This window comes from Chitinophaga sp. W2I13 (assembly GCF_050434005.1).
Classification (GTDB): Bacteria; Bacteroidota; Bacteroidia; order Chitinophagales; family Chitinophagaceae; genus Chitinophaga.
In genome coordinates this window covers 2,418,131-2,439,014 of sequence record NZ_JBNPWD010000001.1, presented here as the reverse complement: position 1 = coordinate 2,439,014, position 20,884 = coordinate 2,418,131, and the positions used below count along the sequence as shown (strand labels likewise).

16 protein-coding genes are annotated in these 20,884 nt (G+C 46.8%); 6 read left to right on the top strand and 10 right to left on the bottom strand.

Features of this window, described 5'->3' with window-relative positions; translation table 11 throughout:
• Nucleotides 1-22: 22 nt before the first annotated feature.
• Nucleotides 23-1,870, bottom strand: coding sequence for an ABC transporter ATP-binding protein (locus QFZ48_RS09855; RefSeq protein WP_429043562.1), 1,848 nt, complete (start codon nt 1,868-1,870; stop codon nt 23-25).
• Between the two features lie 327 nt (nt 1,871-2,197).
• Between QFZ48_RS09855 and QFZ48_RS09850 the strand changes: the two genes are divergently transcribed.
• The 3 genes from QFZ48_RS09850 to QFZ48_RS09840 all read left to right on the top strand — a co-directional run bounded on the left by QFZ48_RS09850 (nt 2,198) and on the right by QFZ48_RS09840 (nt 5,762).
• Nucleotides 2,198-3,409 (top strand): glycosyltransferase family 87 protein, encoded by a 1,212-nt coding sequence (locus tag QFZ48_RS09850; protein WP_429062129.1) that lies wholly within the window; start codon nt 2,198-2,200, stop codon nt 3,407-3,409.
• Between the two features lie 63 nt (nt 3,410-3,472).
• Nucleotides 3,473-4,531: a glycoside hydrolase domain-containing protein gene (locus QFZ48_RS09845; protein WP_429062128.1), complete on the top strand. Its 1,059-nt coding sequence runs from the start codon at nt 3,473-3,475 to the stop codon at nt 4,529-4,531.
• Nucleotides 4,503-5,762, top strand: coding sequence for a GH92 family glycosyl hydrolase (locus tag QFZ48_RS09840; RefSeq protein WP_429062126.1), 1,260 nt, complete (start codon nt 4,503-4,505; stop codon nt 5,760-5,762). The genes QFZ48_RS09845 and QFZ48_RS09840 overlap by 29 nt, the downstream gene beginning before the upstream one ends.
• 191 nt (nt 5,763-5,953) lie before the next feature.
• Here the strand turns inward: QFZ48_RS09840 and QFZ48_RS09835 are convergent, their stop codons facing one another.
• The 4 genes from QFZ48_RS09835 to QFZ48_RS09820 form a co-directional block, all read right to left on the bottom strand.
• A complete protein-coding gene (locus QFZ48_RS09835; RefSeq protein ID WP_429062124.1) occupies nt 5,954-7,042 on the bottom strand; it encodes a family 10 glycosylhydrolase in 1,089 nt (362 codons plus the stop codon).
• Nucleotides 7,043-7,047: 5 nt separating this feature from the next.
• The gene (locus QFZ48_RS09830; RefSeq protein ID WP_429062122.1) at nt 7,048-7,986 is read right to left on the bottom strand and encodes a carbohydrate-binding family 9-like protein; all 939 of its coding nucleotides are present in this window, start codon (nt 7,984-7,986) and stop codon (nt 7,048-7,050) included.
• A 160-nt stretch (nt 7,987-8,146) separates the two neighbouring features.
• Entirely contained in the window at nt 8,147-8,536 is a 390-nt protein-coding gene (locus QFZ48_RS09825; protein ID WP_429043577.1) for a GxxExxY protein, read from the bottom strand.
• A 217-nt stretch (nt 8,537-8,753) separates the two neighbouring features.
• A complete protein-coding gene (locus QFZ48_RS09820) occupies nt 8,754-10,805 on the bottom strand; it encodes a M13 family metallopeptidase (RefSeq protein WP_429062120.1) in 2,052 nt (683 codons plus the stop codon).
• A gap of 140 nt (nt 10,806-10,945) precedes the next feature.
• Here QFZ48_RS09820 and QFZ48_RS09815 point away from each other — a divergent pair, with 140 nt between their 5' ends.
• The 3 genes from QFZ48_RS09815 (at nt 10,946) to QFZ48_RS09805 (ending at nt 12,797) form a co-directional block, all read left to right on the top strand.
• Complete coding sequence (locus QFZ48_RS09815; RefSeq protein WP_429043581.1) at nt 10,946-12,127, top strand: DUF5009 domain-containing protein; 1,182 nt, start codon at nt 10,946-10,948, stop codon at nt 12,125-12,127.
• 153 nt (nt 12,128-12,280) lie between these two features.
• The gene (locus tag QFZ48_RS09810) at nt 12,281-12,538 is read left to right on the top strand and encodes a hypothetical protein (RefSeq protein WP_370909084.1); all 258 of its coding nucleotides are present in this window, start codon (nt 12,281-12,283) and stop codon (nt 12,536-12,538) included.
• A gap of 7 nt (nt 12,539-12,545) precedes the next feature.
• Nucleotides 12,546-12,797 (top strand): hypothetical protein, encoded by a 252-nt coding sequence (locus tag QFZ48_RS09805; protein WP_370909085.1) that lies wholly within the window; start codon nt 12,546-12,548, stop codon nt 12,795-12,797.
• A 1-nt stretch (nt 12,798) separates the two neighbouring features.
• Here the strand turns inward: QFZ48_RS09805 and QFZ48_RS09800 are convergent, their stop codons facing one another.
• The 5 genes from QFZ48_RS09800 to QFZ48_RS09780 all read right to left on the bottom strand — a co-directional run bounded on the left by QFZ48_RS09800 (nt 12,799) and on the right by QFZ48_RS09780 (nt 20,784).
• Nucleotides 12,799-14,691, bottom strand: a complete 1,893-nt coding sequence (locus tag QFZ48_RS09800; protein WP_429062119.1) for a monovalent cation:proton antiporter-2 (CPA2) family protein — start codon at nt 14,689-14,691, stop codon at nt 12,799-12,801.
• Between the two features lies 1 nt (nt 14,692).
• The gene (locus tag QFZ48_RS09795; RefSeq protein ID WP_429062117.1) at nt 14,693-15,298 is read right to left on the bottom strand and encodes an NAD(P)H-dependent oxidoreductase; all 606 of its coding nucleotides are present in this window, start codon (nt 15,296-15,298) and stop codon (nt 14,693-14,695) included.
• A 73-nt stretch (nt 15,299-15,371) separates the two neighbouring features.
• Nucleotides 15,372-17,222 (bottom strand): chloride channel protein, encoded by a 1,851-nt coding sequence (locus tag QFZ48_RS09790; RefSeq protein ID WP_429043589.1) that lies wholly within the window; start codon nt 17,220-17,222, stop codon nt 15,372-15,374.
• Nucleotides 17,223-17,238: 16 nt separating this feature from the next.
• Nucleotides 17,239-18,147, bottom strand: a complete 909-nt coding sequence (locus tag QFZ48_RS09785) for a transglutaminase domain-containing protein (protein ID WP_429043591.1) — start codon at nt 18,145-18,147, stop codon at nt 17,239-17,241.
• Nucleotides 18,148-18,180: 33 nt separating this feature from the next.
• Complete coding sequence (locus QFZ48_RS09780) at nt 18,181-20,784, bottom strand: hypothetical protein (protein ID WP_429043594.1); 2,604 nt, start codon at nt 20,782-20,784, stop codon at nt 18,181-18,183.
• Between the last annotated feature and the right edge of the window lie 100 nt (nt 20,785-20,884).

The following is a 20,884-nucleotide window of genomic DNA, read 5'->3' as shown; positions in this document are numbered from 1 at the left end:
AGCGTCTCCTTCCGGAGGCGCTTTATTTGTATCCGGCAGCCTGCAATTCAAATAATTCGGCGTAACGTCCTTTACGGGCCAGCAATTCCTCATGGCTCCCGATTTCCACCAGCGTGCCGCGTTCCAGTACTAAGATGCGGTTAGCCATGCGTACTGTGGAAAACCGGTGTGAGATTAACACGGCGGTTTTATCACGGGTAAGATCAGCGAACCGGAGAAATACATTGTATTCTGCCCGGGCGTCGAGGGCGGAGGTGGGCTCGTCCAGTATGAGGAGTTGCGCGTCTTTCATGTAGGCCCTTGCCAGCGCTATCTTTTGCCATTCGCCACCGGAGAGTTCTATACCCTGGTTAAAGCGGCGCCCCAGCATTTGTTCATAGCCGAGCGGCATTTTTTCTATGAGTGGGAAAGCAAGACTTTGCCTGGCCGCATCCTCAATCATGGGAAGGTTGTTGCTTTCTGCGATATTCCCCACGGCGATGTTCTGGGAAACCGTCATCTGGTAACGCTGGTAATCCTGGAATATAACGCCTACCTGCGTACGCAGTTCTTTAAGATCATATTCACGGAGATCTATGCCATCCAGCAAAATGCGTCCTTCTACGGGGTCGTAGAGGCGGGATAATAGTTTTACCAACGTGGTTTTGCCGGCGCCGTTCTCCCCTACCAGCGCTAATTTCTCGCCGGGATGAAGGGTGAAGTTGAGGTGTCGGATAGCCCATTTGTCGGAGTTGATATATTTAAAGCCTACATCTTCAAAAGTAAATCCCTGTTGAATAGGCCGCGGGAATGCCCGGGGATGAAGCACTGGAACCATTTTAGGCTGTATCTCAAAATATTCAAACAGGTCGCGCAGGTAAAGGGCGCCCTGGGTAACACTGGAAAACCGGATAAGGATACCCTGGAAGGTGGTACGCAACTGCCTGAAAGACCCCGCCAGGAAAGCCAGGTCGCCGATGGTAAGATGCCCCTGGATCGTTTGCAGGATGATGATCACATAAGCGGCATAATATCCCGCCGCGCCAACGACCGCGAAAGCAGTTCCCCAGATAGAATCCCTGATCTGCAGTACTTTTTTATCGGTATAAAATTTATTGGAGATGACCTTAAAGCGATTGATCAGGAAATTGGAAAGATCAAACACTTTTACCTCTTTAGCCGTTTCATCGCTGGCGCCGAGATAGCGGATATAATCCAGCTCACGCCGGTCGGACGTTTGGCCCCAGGCCAGTTTATAATACAGGTCGTTGAAGTGCGATTCATTCAGGAACGCCGGGATTACTGCCAGCAGCAATAATAATATCAGCCAGGGATTGAAGAATACCAGTCCTGCCGCCAGGAAAACAATCGTGATGATGTCCTGTACCTGGCTGAGCACCTGTGCCAGCAGCACGGTTCTGCCGGAGGTTTGCTGCCGGGCACGTTCCAGCTTATCATAAAATTCTGCATCTTCAAATTGGTCGAGGTCCAGCTTGGCGGCATGTTCCATGATCTTCACCGAAGTATGGTTGGCGAACAGATCGCCCAAAAGGCCATCCAGCAATGAAATAGCGCGACTTAGCGCATCAGATAATATGGCCAGTCCGAATTCCAGCGCCACCAGTTGCCACAGCCAGGTGGTGGAATGCCCGGCATCTTTGGTGAGGTGTACCACCTGGTCGATGATCAGCTTGCCCACATATAATAACGATAACGGCATGGCAGATTGAGCCACCCTGAGAATAGTGTTCGCTATAGCGAGCCCTGGACTGGTTTGCCATACCATCCTGAAAAATGCCGGTAGGTTGCGAAGAGCTGCCAGCCGCTCTTTGAAGGTTAATTTCTCGTCTTTCCCCGGGCGTTTTTTCCGGGGCGTTGCCATTGCACTCATACCGGTAATTTACGAAAATTGCTTCTCCAAACATAAGCGCATTATCTAAAAGGATTTGTTTTAAATTTGGGTTCATGTGAATAAACCAGAATGCTATGTTATTATTGATCGTTTCCTTGCTGATCGTTTGTTGTGTGATTGTTGCCGGCGTTGTATACGCTGTAAATGAGCAATCCAAACAATGGGCGGCATCAGAAAACTAATACTGCGCTTTAATTGAGTACCGGATATCTGAGCTGAATAAATAAAAACTACAATAGAGGGATACCCCTTCCAGGTGCGTTATACCTGCGTACTATAGCTTTTATTTAATTAGCAATTATCGATATGCGTGAAAAAAGGAATGTGCTGACTTACCTGGCAGAAAAGGAATGGCTGATCATGAGTTTATGGTTTGGCCTGTCCTTTATCGGTGCCTTCATGGAAGTATCCCGGAATAATTTTAATAATTACCGCATATTTAAAGACGTATTTTTTCACGTCATTCACCAGCAGCCACTATACATCCCCTACCCGGCCGATTATTATGATGTAAATCTTTATGGCCCCTTATTCAGCCTCGTAATTGCTCCTTTTGCAGGTTTGGAAATCCACCTCGGAGCGATGTTGTGGTCGCTCACCGGTTCCGCTGTTTTATTTTATGCCATCCGGCAACTGCCACTCTTACGCATGCAACAGAATATTATCCTGTTGCTATGTTCAATGGAGCTGATGGGCGCCAGCAGCTGGTTCCAGATGAACCAGTTCATCGGCGCTTTCATTATCCTCACTTTTGCCAATACGGTTAAAGGGAAAGAACTTTGGGCGGCTTTCTTTATTGTGTTGGGAACGCTGACAAAGTTTTATGGTATCGTAGGACTTGCATTCTTCTTCTTTACCCCCAATCCCAAACGGTTTATCGGTTACCTGTTTTTATGGGGCGCGGTCATGTTTGCACTACCCATGATCATATCTTCTCCCCAATATATTATTCAATGTTACTTTGATTGGTATGCTGCGCTGGTACACAAAAACGAACTGAATGAAGGCGCGAATATCCTGTTCCAGGATATATCTGCCGGAGGCTTTATAAAAAGGGTATTTCATTTACCGGACCTGAGTAATAATGTAGTACTCATTCCTGCGGTAGTACTTTTCTTTTTACAATATACCCGGTTGGCAGATCGCTACAATTCCCGTTACCGGCTGTATATACTCTGCTCCACACTGATATTCCCGGTACTTTTCAGCACCAGTTCTGAGTCGCCTACCTACATCATCGCTATACCGGCGGTATGTATCTGGTATGTAATGCAGCCATCTACCAGAAGGAATAACATATTTATGTTTTTCCTCATCTTCCTGATCAGTTTTTCCCATTCAGATATACTTACTCCCTGGTTCAGGAGAAATATTGCTATGCCATATGCCGTGAAAGCCTTGCCATGCCTGGTATTATGGCTGGTGATCGTCTATCAGATCTACACCCGGAAATATCTGTTAAAAAAAGATGTTTCTCCCGCGCCTGTCAAGGAATTGGAACCCGTTGCCGTATTGTGAAAAAATTAACGAAAAAAGTAATAATCCGGACGTAAATTGCCGGATTATTAAAGGTTTTTGATTATGAACACGGGATTCAAGATAGGTAGTGCATTTGCGTTATCTGCTATGCTGTTTCACGGCATTCAAACAAGTGCACAGAAGAAGTCAGCATCATTGCCAGGCTTTGTTGAAAGTAAATCAGTTGCTTCAGTAGATCCTTATATCGGCTCCGGGGGCCACGGACACGTATTTGTTGGCGCCAGCGTTCCATACGGCGCAGTACAAACAGGTCCTACCAACATTGTAAAAGGTTGGGATTGGTGCTCCGGATATCATTATTCAGACAGCGTATTAATAGGCTTTTCCCAGATGCACCTCAGCGGAACCGGTATCGGCGACCTGGGCGATGTACTCATTATGCCCTACACCGGCAAGGTGAGAACTAACCGCGGCACACAGGAAGATCCAACTTCAGGATACGGCTCCCATTACTCCCACGACCGCGAAACTGCTCGTCCCGGCTACTACGCCGTTCAGTTGGACGACTACAATATCAAAGCAGAATTAACCGCTTCAGAAAGAGTTGCTTTTCATAAGTATACCTTTCCGAAAGATCAACCTGCCAATATTATCATCGACCTGAAAGAAGGTATCGGCTGGGATGCGCCGGTAGAAACATTTATCCGCCAGGTAGATGAATATACGCTCGAAGGATACCGCTACTCCAAGGGATGGGCGGAAGACCAACGCCTCTGGTTTGCCATTAAATCAAATGTACCGGTGAAACAATTCCTGGTATTTGATGGAGATAATAAACAAACCGGTAAAGAAGTAAAATCGAAAGAAGCGAAAGGGGTGATTGTATTCGATAAATCGCCCGGACAGGTAATGCTGAAAGTAGGCGTTTCTCCCGTAAGCAGCGAAAACGCACTGGCAAATATAAAAGCAGAAATACCAGGCTGGGACTTCATCAAAACCATTAACAGCGCTAACGCTAAATGGGACAAGGAACTGGCTAAAGTAAGCATTGAAACAAAAGACGAAGCCGCCCGCCGCGTATTTTACACTGCCATGTATCACACCATGATTGATCCGGCATTGTTCAATGACCATGACGGCAGCTACCGCGGGCACCGATAAAAAAGTATATACCAATCCAGGCTTCGATAACTACTCCGTATTTTCTCTCTGGGATATTTATCGTTCCTGCGCACCACTCGCCACCATCCTGCATCCTGAAAAGGTGAACAGTTTCGTGAACTCCATGCTCACCATCCACAAACAACAAGGCAAATTGCCGGTATGGCCGCTGATGGGCAATGAAACCAACTGTATGGTGGGCTATCACGCCGTACCGCCTATTGTGGACGCTTACCTGAAAGGATTTAAAGGATTCAACGCAGAAGAGGCTTTTGAAGCCATGAAGGTTACCGCTAACCGCGACGACCTGGGCTTGAAATACGTAAAGGAATTGGGTTACATCCCGGCAGATAAAGAATACGAATCCGTTTCCAAAGCCATGGAATACGCCATCGACGACTGGTGCATTGCAGCCATGGCGAAGAAATTAGGCAAAACTGCCGACTTCGAATACTACAAAAAACGCGCTGCTTACTACCGCAATTATTTCGATAGCACCATCCGTTTTGTACGTCCGCGTATGAGCGATGGCAGCTTCAAAACGCCTTACGATCCGTTTAACTCCGTCCACGAAAAAGGCGACTTCACCGAAGGTAACGGCTGGCAATACACCTGGCTGGTGCCACAGGACGTGGAAGGACTGATCCAATTGATGGGTGGCGACGATGCGTTCACCAACAAACTCGACAGCCTCTTCACCGCTAAAGGCGATATGGGCGCGGAAGCATCCAGCGATATCTCCGGTCTCATAGGTATGTATGCGCATGGTAATGAGCCAAGTCATCACGTTACCTATATGTACGCATTCTCCGGTTATCAATGGAAAACCGCTGAAAAAGTAAGACAGGTAATGAAAGAATTTTACTTCGATCAGCCGGAAGGTCTTGCTGGTAACGAAGATTGCGGCGCGATGTCGTCCTGGTATGTATTCTCCTCCCTGGGCTTCTACCCTGAAAACTCCGCCAGCGGCACCTATGTATTAGGCAGCCCGCTGTTCGACAAAGCAACTATTAAAGTAGGCGCCGGTAAAACTTTCACGGTACAAACCATCGGCAATAGTGCAGAGAACATCTATATCCAAAGCGTTACCCTTAACGGTAAACCATATACGAAGAGTTTCATCACTCACCAGGATGTGGTAGCCGGCGGAACGCTGGTAGTTAAAATGGGCAACAAACCCAACCTCAGCTTTGGTAAGGCTGCAGCGGACAGACCATCAAACGCGCTTTAGCGTAGGCTGTCTTACTCAGGATTACGCTGATTTTATTGATTTTCGGGATTTGATCACGTTGGATTTAAAATGATTATGGGAGATATAAGCGAAAATATCCGCTTATATCTCCCATAATCATTTTAAATCCAAAAAGTAAAATCAATGTAATCAGCAAAATCAGCGTAATCCTGAGTAAGACAACCTACGCGTTAGGCATTCTCGCCCAGCACGCGCAACACCTCTGGTGTTACGTTGCCGAAGATGGAAACGCCTGCCGCGCCATTCTGGATGGCCAGTTTAACAGCTTCGGCCAGGTCGGCGTAGTTGCTATGGAAGTCCGGGAGGTACAGGCCTGCGTATAATGGGAAGGCGCCATGGAGCCCCTTCACACCTTCTGCTACCGCATCGCCTATCCAGCTCACGTTTTCCCTGTAAAAGCCATGATAGATCATTGGGCAGATGGCGTTCAAAGGCCAGTTGGTCCAATCCTGGCGTACGATACGTTTGGCGATTTCAGGAGTAGGGAATACTGCTGCGGAAATTGGCTTTTTATGTTGCCGGGCTACTTGTGCGAGATTGCTCACCACATTAGTGATCCGGTCGTAGCGGAACTTGCGCCAGGAAGGACTTTGATCGGGATGCTCTATTTGTAAAGGATCTGCGCCATGTTTTTCTTTATAGGCATTGCGGCATTGTTCGCAATAGCAGAAATCGTATTCTGGCAATTCCTTCGACTGATCAATACCATAATTACTCCAGAGGTTCACGGGTAATATCACATCGCAGTAACGGACATAGTCGAGATGGATGCCATCCACGTAATCCAGTGAAAGGATTTTTTCCACCTGGTCTTTCAGATAATTCACTACCTCCGGTTTGCTGGGACATAGCCAGCGGTAGTAATCCACATAGGGAGGATGGTTGGCGCAGGATTCACCTTTGCGGTTTTGCGCATACCATTCCGGGTGACTGGCAAGCAGTTCTTTTTCCCCGCGATTCATAGTCCACATCCAGCGGTGAGCGTTGATGCCGTTGGCTTTAGCGGTTTTAAAATGCAGTTCGCTATCTTCCTCAAACATAATATCCGTGATCCCTGCTTTTCTGTAAGCAGCGTATCTTGCTTTTAAGACAGCGGCGGTATCTTTATGATCCGGATTGATCCACACGCGGTGTTGCACGGCATTCTTTTCCAGTGTGGGCGCTGTTTCTTTTGCAGTAGCTGCGCTGGCCGGCAGCGCAGATTTCGCCAGTGCCAATCCACCGATGCCCAATGATTTTATAAAAAGACGTTTATCCATAGCGCTTATTTTCTGTTACTATACACTTTACCTTCCTGGTTGATATTTACGGATCCAGCAAAACTACTACCGGTAACGCTGGCGTTATACTGTAATGAAATGCCTTCCATTGATAATGTATATGCTTCTTTATTAGTACCGGTTTGTTTTTCAGAGATCTTCAGCTCTTTTAAGTTTTTAGCATAACGGCCATTGGCTTGCCTAAATTGTAGTTGGGCGCTGTAAATCTGCCAGAGATATTGTTTGGCTTCCTCCGCCGGAGGTAGCTGGAAAGTAGTATTGGCTTTGCTGGTAAACAACAGGTAACCCCACCGTTCAGGCGCATGCATATTCACAATTCCTTGTGGCGACCAAACCCAGTTGTGTTCTGGCTGCTGTTGTTTTACGTACTTGCCGTTTTTAATATCAGTGTCCCACTCCACCCGCGAAAAATTGATGCGCCACAGGCTATTCTCTCCGGGTCGTTGGTTTTTATTGAAGAAGCTGAGGGCGCTGAAAGGCACGGCCATCTCTACTGTCCACTCTTTATCGGTATCCGACGGATTATTAATAGTGCCATCGATATGTATGGCAGTGATAATTCCTTTGGTGTCCCAGTTGATCAGCGCCTCTCCCATGTTGCGGTAAGGCTTACCCATAAACAGGTCCATCACGGTATTTAAAGCATTGATTTCTATCTCGTAGTATTGGTGGGTATCTCCATCGGGATCTATAAATACTTCAAAGTCATTATCCCGGAAAATAATGGCGTCATGCTCCACCAGTGTTCCCCAGATATGTGGCTCCTGCAGCGTAGCTGCGATATAAAGATATTGCTGGTCCCACATCATCTTCACCCTGGTGCGCAGTGCCGGCGCCGGTTTAGCGTCGCCTTCGATGTCTTTGAAATCTTCCGTCCAGGCGGCTTGTTGCCAGGCGGCTTCATCAAGTTTACCATCGATCACTACTTTATTTTTCGTTTCCTGGCATACGTAGTGGCGCGGGGTGTTTCGTTTACGGGCTTATACAATTCCAGCCCGGTTTGAGCGGAGGTTGTCTTACTCAGGATTACGCTGATTATAATGATTGCGCTGATAATTTTTTTTGTGATGGAAGGATTTATTGTCATTTATATTTTCCGTTAATGAGTCTTTTAAATTCTAAGCTTGGCCGGCCAAAGTTAATAAGTAATCCGGTTTCTACGTTATATGCTTCGATATAGCTTTTGGCTTGTAAGATGTTTGATTGCTCCATTAATGATAAAGCCTTTAGTTCTACAGCAACAACGTTTTCCACCAGGAAATCAGCTCGTCTGCTTCCCACTACTTCACCTTTATAGTATATAGGCATGTCTTTTTCTCTTTCAAATGGAATTTGTTTTTCGCTCATTTCGATGGCCAATGCACGCTGGTAAATTACTTCCTGAAATCCTGATCCGAGTATCTGATGCACTTGCATGGCACAGCCAATAATTTTTCCGGTAAGCTCCGAATGCTTATAAATTGGGTTAATCATACGTCATGTATTAAGGTTAAACAAACAATGACGCTAATTTAACTATTCCAATAAAAAAAAGAGCCGGATAATTTATCCGGCTAAAAAAAATAAAATCAAAAAAAGTAAAATCAGAACCAATAACTCAAAAGTAAAATCAGTAATAAAATCACAAAGAACAAAATCACGGTAATCAACAAAATCAGCGTAATCCTGGGTAAGACAACCTTCGCGCGCGTTACCAGATGCGTACACGCGCACTATCCGCCCGGTACATGCCATCCCCCGGCTTCACGCCATACACTTCGTAGAAGGCGTCCACGTCGCTAAAAGGACCGTTCACCCTGAATTTGGCGGGAGAGTGTACATCGGTCAGTACCTGCCTGGCCAGCGACTCTTTCTTGGTGTGGCCCAGCCAGCCCAGGGAGTAGCCCATGAAGTACCGCTGCGACGGCGTGTATCCGGCGATCTTTTCGTTCTTCTTATATTGTGCTGTTTTTTTGAACGCTTCCCATCCCAGCAGGATACCGCCGAGATCCGCGATATTTTCACCAAGAGTGGCTTTGCCGTTGATGCATAAGGTATCTACTACTACGTAGTTGTTGAATTGTTTTACCATGACGGATGCGCGCTCATTGAATTTTTTCTCATCGTCTTTGGTCCACCAGCTTTTCAGGTTGCCGGCGGCATCAAACTGGCGGCCTTCATCATCAAACCCGTGTGTGATTTCGTGGCCAATGGTGGAGGCGCCGGCATAGCCGTATACAACGGCATCGTCCAGCTCTTCATCGCGCTTACCGGGAACGGTGAAGATACCGGCAGGCAACACAATTTCGTTGTTGCTGGGGTTATAGTAGGCATTGTATGTTTGCGGCGTCATATCCCATTCATTACGGTCAACCGGTTTGCCAAGTTTGTTGATCTGGTAGTTTTGCCACCACTGGTGGGCTGCTTCGATGTTCTGATGGTACGATTGTTCCTTGATATCCATTGCAGTAAAATCTTTCCACTTATCGGGATAGCCTACTTTCTTGGTGATCTTGGAGAGTTTGTATAATGCTTTTTGCTTGGTGCTATCGCTCATCCAGTCGAGGTGTTCAATGCGTATTTTCAGTTCCGCACGGATTTCTTCTACCAGGTTTTCATATCTTTTTTTGGCGGTGGTATTAAAGAACTCTTTTACAAACAGTTGGCCGAGGGCCTCTCCCATTGCGCTTTCCTCTGCGTCCAGCACTCGTTTCCAACGCGGTTTCTGCTTGTCTTGTCCTTTGAGAAGGGTGCCATAAAATGCGAAGTCGGTGTTGGCGATGGTATCGCTGAGATGTTGGGAGGCTGCGTTGATCAGGTTCCACTTGAGGTAGTCCTTCCAGGTTTGAAGTGGTTGCGATTTAACGGCGTTGCTCAGGTTGGAATAAAATTCCGGCTGGCCAACAATAATTGTATCGGCGAATTTACTGATGCCTTGTTGTTTGATGAACTCATTCCAGTCGATGTTGCCGGCAATTTTATTTAGCTGGGTGACAGCCATCTTATGGTAGTTGGCTTCCGGATCACGGAGTGCTTCCAGTTTGCGGCTGTTTTTAGCCAGGTTTGTTTCCAGTTGTACGATACCGGCAGCAGCCTTTTTAGCGGCGGTGCTGTCGTAGCCAACAAATTGCAGCATTTTAGCAACGTGACCGGGATAGGCATTCCGGATGTTGGTGGTGCGTGCGTCGGTGTTGAAGTAGTAGTCGCGGTTGGGAAGACCCAGCCCGCCTTGTGCCAGCTGCACAGCGATGACGTCACTGTTTTTGGCGTCCTGCCCGATGTACAGGCTGCAGAAGGCACCGGTGTTGATATTCAGCTTGGAGGCCATTTGCACCAGCTGCGGGATGGTGGTAATGGCATCAATGGCTTTCAGCTCCGCTTCAATAGGCTTTATGCCTTCCTGGTTGATGCGCACGGAATCCATTCCGCTGGTCCAGAAGGCGGCAATTTTTTTAGAGATAGGATCGGTAGGATTTTCTACCGCTTTTTCATTGATGATACGCAGGCGTTTGTACAGTTCTTCCTGTACCAGGTTACCGATGCCCCATGAACTGTATTCTGCTGGTATGGGATTGCGTTTTATCCAGCCGCCGTTGGCATAATCAAAAAAATCTTGGGTGGGATTTACGGTGCTGTCTACATTAGCGGCTACTGCGTCGGGGGTGGAAGATGCGTCGGTGCCGGGTTGTTTCTGTCCCTGGTTACATGCAGCGAAGCAGGTAATGGCAGCCAGACCGGTTCCGGTGAGGATGGATTTTATCATAAGCTGTTGAGATTTTGTTATCGGAAGAAAGGTAATTATTTTTTATCACCCTGATTATTAAAATGGGCTTAACGGCAGCAGGAGAATATAAAGTAAATAATGTATTTTGGTACAAAGTCATTTCCTTACCTGCAACGCTTATGATCAACAATTTAAAGACTGGCCGCATTTTATCTATCGATGCTTTCCGCGGCATTACTATTCTTGTCATGATTTTCGTTAACAGTGTGGCGGGAGTGAGCGGTATCCCTTCCTGGATGCAGCATGCGCATGGTAATGAAGACCGGATGACCTTTGTAGATGTGGTGTTCCCTGCCTTCCTGTTTATAGTGGGGATGTCGGTACCTTTTGCTATCAATAGCCGGTTGGCAAAGGGAGATACTTTCTGGCAGTTGCAGCGGCATATTGCCTGGCGTACATTGGGTTTGTGGGTGCTGGGTATTTTTATGGTAAATGCTGAAAAGGTGAATGCAGCTGCTACCGGTATGAGTGGCGCCGCGTGGTCACTTCTATTTTATGTATGCGCTATACTGGTTTGGAATGTTTATAAATTTAAAAACGCATGGCTCGCATGGTGTTTCAAGGGTGCGGGCATGATCGGATTGATCATCCTGGCATTGATTTTCCGCGGAGGTGAAGATGGAACGGAGCGATTAACCCCGGATTGGTGGGGTATTTTGGGGTTGATAGGCTGGGCATACCTGTATGCATGTATCATTTACCAGGTGTTTAAAGGTGCGGCGGGCGCCATCATGCTGATGATAGCGGTATGTATCGGGTATTATATTTTATGTAAACAGCCGTTCATGGGAGAATGGGGCTGGCTTACATCACAGGCAGGTCATGCTGCGCATACTTCCATTGTGTTGTCGGGAATGTTGCTGACATTATTTTATTTTGATGAAGACCTGGGCCTGAAAGGAAGTAAGCTGGTGTCGCGGGTAACGGGATACCTTATTTTACTGTTGATAGCCGGTGTTTTGTTAAGACCTGCTTATAAACTATCCAAGATCCAGGCTACCCCCAGCTGGTGCCTCTATTGCAGTGCTATATGTGTGGCTGTATTTTCCCTGTTATATTTTCTGATAGATGTAAAGCAGGTCAGTAAGTGGACGGCTTTCTTTCGCCCGGCAGGTTCCAATCCTTTGCTCACTTATATCCTGCCGGACATTGTTTTTTATGGCATGTTGCTCGCGGGGATCAGCCTGCCGGCTGTATTGGGAGAAGGACTGCCGGGTATTGCCTGGTGCGCTTTTTTTGCAGTAATCATGCTCTTCCTGGTAAAGGGATTAAACAAGCTGGGAATTCGCCTGCAACTGTAACAATCTTACACACTGCTTCGTTATAACTCTCGTAATGTAGAAAAATATCTACGTGAAATACATCCGTAACCGGGTATAGCGCGTAAATAGTTGTGGCATTTCGTTTGTCCCTTTCATTCATGTAAACAGATTTTGCATCCCAAAAGTTCCCCCATGAAAAAAATTGCAATTGTATTAGCGTCAGCAGGATTGATTTTAGCTATCTTAGCGCAGTACGCCTTAGTCAACGACTGGATGTGGTTCAAAGTGTTCCACACCCTTGGGTTTATAGGCTACATATTGATCATCAGCGGTCTTGCTTGTTTTTGCCTGTGGTTGATTCATCAGTTTTCCCGTGATGAAAAAAACAGGATAAAACGTTACTATCATCGCCAGCACGATGAAAGCGAAGTGAATACTGCACAACGGTAATAACGATATGTCTGACTTCTTCACACTTAAATTTGAATACAACGGGCATCCGCACATCCTGGATGTGCAAACCGCTCATCAGCAATTCAAAACGGTTTATAAGGTAGCCGTTCAGGAACATGAAATTACTTTTGAGCCTGATGAAGAAGGCTACGTACGCGCTGTTTCCAGCAAGCCTATGCACGATCATTTAAATCCTGTAGATGTAGGATTGCTACATCATGTGGCAGAACTCATTATCCAGCATATTCAGCAATAAATTATTCCTCATCAATTTTTTCTCCCCGGATCTCGTCACGCAATGATTCAGGGTCCCATCCCTGCCCTTCATCCAGCCAGGTTTTTACACGGTCGGAGGAAATGAGCTTTTCCATTTCATCGATACGTTCCTTCATGGAACTGATGTATTGTTTTTTATCATCGCGCAATGCAGATAAGCCTTTCAGGGTGCGTTCATCCTGGCGGAAGAAAGTCCGTGCGGCACGTTCACTCCGGTAAGCCCTTCCACCCAGCATACGCAGGGCATCCACGCCAACACGCAGGGAAGTGTCTACCGTTTCGCGGTAAATATGTAGTACGCCCAGGTCCATCAGTTCAAAAGTATCTTCATTATTTTCTGCCCTTACCAACAGTTGCAGATGAGGAAAATACCGTTGGGCCATTCTCACTATTTCCAGTGTTTGTTCCGCATGATCAGTGGCAATGATCAGCATTTTTGCATCTTTAGCGCCGGCGGCAACCAGCAGGTCATAACGGGACGCATCTCCATAATATACTTTAATACCCAGGTTGTGCAGCGCATCTACCCGGTCGGAATCCAGGTCGAGGATAGTAGCATTAATACCATTGGCCCGCAGGAAACGCCCGGTCATGCTGCCGAAGCGGCCAAAGCCTGCAATGATCACCGGGTTCTTTTCGTTGATCTCATCTGCTTCCCTTTCCGCTTTTACTTCTGAGCGGGTATAATACGGTTGAATCACTTTTTCATATAGCAGCATAATCAGCGGGGTAAGCGCCATGCTGATGGCTACTACTGCTGTTATCATGGCCGTCATTTCCTTACTCATCAGCCGCGTTTGACTGGTAAACGACAGCAACACAAACGCAAACTCCCCGATGTCTGCGAGGGCAAAAGCAAAGAGCAGGTTCTGGTCGGTGCTCAGCCTGAATATTTTTCCCAGCAGCAACAACACAACACCTTTCAGGGCCATGATCCCTACTACCAAACCCATGATCAGCCAGGGCTGTTCCATGATCAGCCTGAAATCAATAGATGCTCCAACGGCGATAAAAAATAAGCCGAGTAACAATCCCTTGAAAGGTTCAATATCACTTTCCAGCTCATGGCGGTATTCACTGTTGGCAAGTACCACGCCGCCCAAAAATGCTCCCAGCGCAGAGCTGAGGCCCACCAGGTTCATCAGCACAGCAATGCCAACCACCATCAGCAAGGCCGTGGCGGTAAATAATTCGCGTACACGGGTCCGGGCAATGATACGCATCAGCGGCCGCACCAGGTACATGCCTGCAATAATGATGATGGCTACTGCGCCCAGCACTACCAGTGTTTGCGCCCATCCGGGTAAATTATCCCTCAGGGAGGCGCTGTGTGGAGCGGCATCTGCTGCGACATTACCAGCGAGCAATGGAAATATGGCCAGCATCGGGATCACGGCAATATCCTGGAACAGCAACACCGAAAAGGCGCTCTGCCCGGCAGATGTGCCCATCCACCCTTTTTCATTCAGCGTTTGCAACACAATGGCGGTGGACGACAACGAAAGGATCATGCCCAGTGCCAGCGATGTGTTGATGGGTTGTCCTACCAGGTAGGCAATGCCCGCAATGGCAGCGGCACTGATTATCACCTGCAGCCCTCCCAGCCCGAGAATGGAGGACCGCAGCCGCCACAACAGCGCCGGTTCCAGCTCTATCCCTATGAGGAACAGCATCATCACTACACCGAATTCCGCAAAATGCATAATATCTTCTCCCTCTCTTCCTATAAAACCCAGTAAAGAAGGGCCTATGATAATACCTGCGATCAGGTAGCCTAAAACAGCTCCCAGTCCCATCTTTTTGGCCAGCGGCACAAACACAATGGCTGCAGCGAGGTATACCATCGACTGAAATAGTAAAGAATGTTGATCCATATTATCTGGTTTGAGCGGGTAGTTGAAGTATTTGACGGAGATTTTCCAGGCCAGGCAAAGGTGTAAGGTCAAATTTATCGTCGCGGAGACGTTCCAGCACCTGTTTCAACTGGGCCGTATCTTCCTGGATATCTGAAATATCCTGCCGGTGAACGCCATATATCACAAAAGGAGCCGCATAATGCATATTGCATAATTTGGCGGTTTGTATAAAAGGCAGCAGGAATTCATGCACGGTATGTCCGTGGTGACCATCCGGTTGATAGGAATGTTCGGCGCCCCCTGCTGTGATAATATTGCTGAAATACTTTCCCTGTAAGGCTTTGCCGGTATGTCCATATGCCCAGCCGTGCTCCAGCACCAGGTCGATCCACTGCTTTACAATAGCTGGTGCACTGTACCAGTAAAAAGGATGTTGCATAAAAATAATATCATGCTGCTCCAGCAACTTTTGCTCACGGGCTACATCCACATCCAGATCAGGGTATTGTTCATACAGGTCGTTGAAAGTAATCCCCGGGATATTTTTAACCACCCGCAGCAACTGGGAATGTACCCTGGATTTTTCCAGGGCGGGATGTGCAAAATTTATCAGAACTCTCGCCATTATTGGATTTTCGTATAAAGGAATTTAGGTATTTTGTTTCAAACATAGTCCTTCTGTGATAACGAATTCCGTATCAACCTTCCGAATACTCCTGTAAAAGCAGCCGGTACTTATTGAGGATACTGGATTTGGAGATAAAGCCCACCAGTTGTTGATCCTGTATTACCGGCAGGTTCCAGGCCTGGGCCGTATCAAATTTTTTGATCACTACGTTAATGTTATCTTTTAAATTAACCACCGCCGGCGGGGCGTGCATCAGCTTCTTTACGGTAACGGTATCGTACAGTTCAGGATTAAACATAATCGGCCTGATTTCATCCAGCGTAATAACGCCTTCAAACAGTTGTTCGTGGTTCACTACCGCAATAATATTCCGGCTGCCTTCTTTCACCAGTTCTATAATATCCCGCAGGGTGGCGTCAATAGAAATTGTTTGTACATCTTTTTCAAGAAGGTCCTCCATTTTCAGGAGTAGCAGGATGTTTTTATCATGGGCATGCGTAAATACTTTGCCATCTTTGGCCAGTTCTTTAATTTCCGGGGAGATAGGTGAAAACCATTTTGCCATCAGGAAAGAGATGGTAGAAACAATCATCAGCGGAATAAAAAGATCGTACCCGGAGCTGGATTCGGCAATCAGGAAGATGGCCGTTAGCGGGGCATACATTACACCGGCCATTACGCCGGCCATACCAACAATCACGAGGTTGGTAACCGGAATATCGGTGAATCCCATCTGCTGACAAACCATGGCGTAAAAGAATCCCAGGAATCCGCCGGCAAACAGTGATGGTGCGAAGTTCCCGCCGTTACCACCGCTTTGTATGGTGACGGAAGCGGCCAATGCTTTCAGCAGGCACACGCAGCCGGTAAACACCACTATCATCCAGCTTTGCAGGGGAAGATACCGGAAGAAACTATTTTGAAGAATGGCCTCGCCATTGCCGGCCGCCAGCGATTTCACGCTGGAGTAGCCTTCACCGAATAAAGGAGGCAGCGCCACGCAGAGGGCAGATACCAGCACACCGCCCAGGAGGGCGCGTTGTATCGCTGTCCAGTTTAGCGAGTGGAAAAAATGTTCTATTTTTTGTGAGATGACCACGTAATATCTTGCATAAAATCCGCTGAGTATGCCCAGGGCTATGTAATAAGGTACGTTATGATAGTTAAAGGCAACCCTCGACTCGAAATGAAACAAGGCTTCTTCCTGTAAAATGATTTTAGAGAGTAAGCTGCCACAAACGGCTGCCACAATCAGCGGCATGAAATCAGAAAATACCACGCCGGTGAGTAATATTTCAAAAGCAAACATCATCCCCGCAATCGGTGCATTGAATGCCGCCGCTATCCCGGCGGTAGCGCCGGCCGCCAGTAACAGCGTACGTTCTTTATAGCCAAGTTTATAGGTACGCGCATAATTGGAGCCCAGTGCTGCACCGGTAACTGCAATGGGACTTTCCAATCCGGCTGAGCCGCCAAGCCCCACAGTGATAGCACTCTGTAATATTTGTGAATACATTTTTACGGGTGGGATCAGGCTGGAGTTCCGGGCTATTTCGTGCAGGATTGCGGGAATCCCTTTCCTCGATTGCCCCTTGAAAAACCAGATGACCATGAGGGTAGTGAGCACAATTCCCAGGAAGGGAAACACCACATAAAAAATAACCTGTGTGCTGAAATGTACTTTATAGGTGATTACATAATGAATGTAATGGACGAGGCTTTTTAAGACAACGCCTGCTAACCCTGCCGAACAGCCTACCAGTATACCTGAAAGCAGCAAGAACTGGCTGCGGCTCATTTTGCTGTGTAACCAATGTAATATGAGCTCATAGCTTTTGGCACTCTTTAAACTGTATTGTTCAAAATCCTTTTTGAATCGAAAAAAGCTATGGTATTTCCGCAGGCGGTTAAATTGACTCATGCGGCAAATTTAAGGATCAAAGCTCAATCAGTGCATAAACTTTATCATTCATATAAGGACCGCCAGGGCGACGGGCCGTGTAATCCAGGTTAATCCAGTACTCCCCTTTCAGTTCGTGATAGTATATTTCTTTCACGGCTGGCTTCGGAAAAAGTGTGATGATGGCCTGCTTCATGATTTCAAACTCTTGTTTATCACCGCAATATAGCTCCGGGTAGGCATGGCCTTTCACCAGTACAATACGGCATCTTGCCCCGATCGATTGCAGGCAGGACGTCATGAGGATGGAGTGGTCGTCGCAGTCGCCCCCCAAACCATTTTGTATGGTTTCCTGTGCAGTGGCGAAGTATTCGTCGCGCCGGGAATCCAGCACATATTTAAACTGGCCGTTGATATAACGGAACAGGGAAAGGAACCGGGTTATTTTCCCGTATTTATAAAAATATTCGTCGTAGTAATCGAGGGAGTGTTTTACGGAGAAGTTGCGGACCACCGAGTCCTGGAAATTAATTTTTTCCCGCATGCCGCGTACGGTTTTATCGCGGTAGCTTTCTACTCTTCTCGGATAAAGACTGAGGATATCCAGTTGTTTGCTGCCTTTGGTGTTGAGGTTGCCCTGTACCATACCTTTATAGTCGTTGAGTACATTATAAAAGGTATAGCGGTCAGTAACTTTATTAATGACCATTACACTGCATACCAGTAAAAAGATGGGAATAATCAGTGGCCTGAACACCCAGCGGAGCAAATAAACAACTATGAAACTCGCTACCACGGCCAATAATAGGTCGATGTGCCAGCCGTTCGCTACGATGGGAGGTGTAAAGCTGTTGATATAGGGTGCCAGCAATAATAAGGTCAACAAACTCAATGTGTTGAACAATATATTCTGTGCTACGGTATATTTGCTTTCGTCTATGGCCATTATGCTACGCAATAAAGCAAAATTATGCCATAATCACCTCGCAAAGTTTGAAACGGCCTGTTTAAAGGAAGTACTTTTCCGGATGAGTTCTATTTGCTGAACCGTATCATTTTTCTGTTTATCCATTTGCAGCTGCTGATAGATTTTATTCAGCAATCCGAAATTCATCAGCGCCAATACTTTGAAATCCAGTTTTTGCGCGTTCTCTACAGCTGTTTCTGCAGTGCGGATAGCTTTATTGAATTCGTGTTCATTAAAATATACGCCCGCGTATAATAATTTCTGCACAGACTCCAGGTATTTTCCGCCGAAATAATCGGCAGAATATTTCTTGATCACCTGGTCGGTGTGCCGGCAGATCCGCGCAGCGGAAGCTGTTTGGCCCAGGCCGAGGTAGGCTTGCGCCTGCCAGCAGAGTAACATGAGGCGTAGTGAATCTGTTTTACGGTGTTGTAAAGAAGGATATGTTTCAAAAATCCGGGTAGTAAAGCTGAGGAGGTGTTCGTTGTCTCCCAGCAGGGTGAACACGATCCCCATATTACGGAATACGATTTCCTGGGGTTCACTGATGGGTTTCTTACCACCGCTGGTGCCGGTCCAGTAGCGGAAATAGTTATAGATCTTCTCCCGGATATCTTCGTTTATAATACCAAATTTGAGGAATTCATAGATGAAGAGCTGGATTTCATAAGGTGTTACCCAAAGCTCATCTTCAAATTCATCGGCTGCGTAGATTTTCTTAATATTATTGAGTTCTATTTCGCACTGTTCTGCATCGAGTTGCAGCAGGGCCATTGTAAATAATTTGCTCCTGATTTTGAGCTTGTCTTCCCGGGCTTCGGCAAGTCCCAGCAAAGCGTTAAGTACTTTGCGTTTCCTGAAATGAATAAATTCGTCACTGATAAAAGGGCCAATAGGGTTCTTCTTGAAGAAGCCCGCGGGGAAGATGGATTTGAGTTCACCCTGGTTGTTGCCATCATGCTGGTAGTGTAATACGAGGTATTCCAGCAGGTGGGATTTTTCTATGTTGGATAATGGTAAATGCAACATTTTGATGATGCCATCGATCTGCGCATGGTTGATAGCGTAGCGGAGCAGCCATCTGAATACGCCGATGCGGTAAGGCGACTGTGGCAGGTGTTCGAGTATTGCCATTAGCAGGGGCTCGTTTATTTCCTGGCCGTTTTCTTTCAGGTAGTGCATGGCCACAAAATATTCGAGCAACATGGTATGGGCAAAGCGCACCTTCACATTGAACATAATTTCCTGGCTCAGGTTTTCTTCCACCAATATATTATCGGCCAGTAGTTCTTTGTAGGCAGGGAACAGATCGGCATTCTGGGTGAGCAGCAAATTTTTATCTGCGTAGATCCCTGTTCTGCCGAGGTCGAGCAGGGTGAGTAATTTTTCAATGATTTTTATTTTGAAAGAATTGCTTTGCGAATTGAACACGCGGTTCTGAATAAAGCGCGATACAATTTCGAACAGGCTAAGGTGTTCATCTACAAAGGTTTGATCCGGGCCGCTGTTGAGCTGACAAAATAGTTGCAGGTAATAAGGATAACGCAGTTTTTGCAGGAAGTTTTCAGAAAACAGCCGTACGGTAGCGGGATCAAACTGGTGGTTATAAAGAATAGACTTCACTTCCTGTTCCGTAAGCCGGGGCATATTGATATTGGTTTCCTCATCCATTTCAGCGCCCAGGTACCAATAGCGCCGGAAGGCGGGGTATTGCTGGGAGTGCTGGAATATTTCGGCCCAGGTACTACTCCGGATGGAAAGGATGACTTTCACCCAGGGGTATAAGTCGTTGGAATACACAAAGTCTTCCAGTTTGGAATATAGTAGGCGGAGTTTCTCGCCGGCTACGGCGATTTCATCGAAGCCGTCTATTATTAATATAAGGCGTCCGCCTTTTTTATCGAAGTGGCTGGAAAAGTATTCGCGGAAGTTTTCACCATTACCGAGGTTCATCTGGTTATCGAGCCAGGAGGAAAGGGAGAATCCTTTCAGCAGGAGGCTGCCGGCCGCATGAGCATGGATGAACCAGCAAACGTCCTGTTTATAACGGGCTTCTTTGCCAAACCAGCAATGTTCTGCGAGGTGTACCAATGCCAGCGACTTACCCCATCCTGATGGCGCTATTAACGCGGTAGCGGCGTAGTCGCTTTCCAGGAATTTTTCGATGTGGGCATTACAGAAGGGCCGGTGAACGGTATACGGAAAAGCAATGCCAGAGCGGTTTTTGAGGGTTAGCATCGTGTAATGGGAAACTGCGTCTGCCTTGTTTTTCAGGTCAGACCATTTTCCATTATCCAATGCTACGGCTGAAGTAGCCGCATTGGTGGCAGTGGAAGCGGTGTTCATCTTCCGGTAGTGATGTTGCTGAAAATCTTCCCAGTCTTTATATTGGCAATATTGCGAAAGGGTATTCAGGGTATATCTGGAGAAGCTGTGTTGAGCAACAGCAAATCCGAACACCCTTTTAAGCGTAGTTTCGCTTACCAGTTTCGTGGTGTTATCCAATATGGACTGAGAGAGATGTTTGCAATCTCCTGGCAACATGACTTCAACACCGAACCTGCGGAGAACTTCATTCTGCAGGGTAATGATAAAGTCATAGGATAGATCAATCATAGGGGACAATAAATGGATTTTCGAATTGTCGGTACCTGTTTAATTACGTATCGTATTTGCGTTTAGATTTTCGGAAGACCGAATGAACAAAATGAACAGA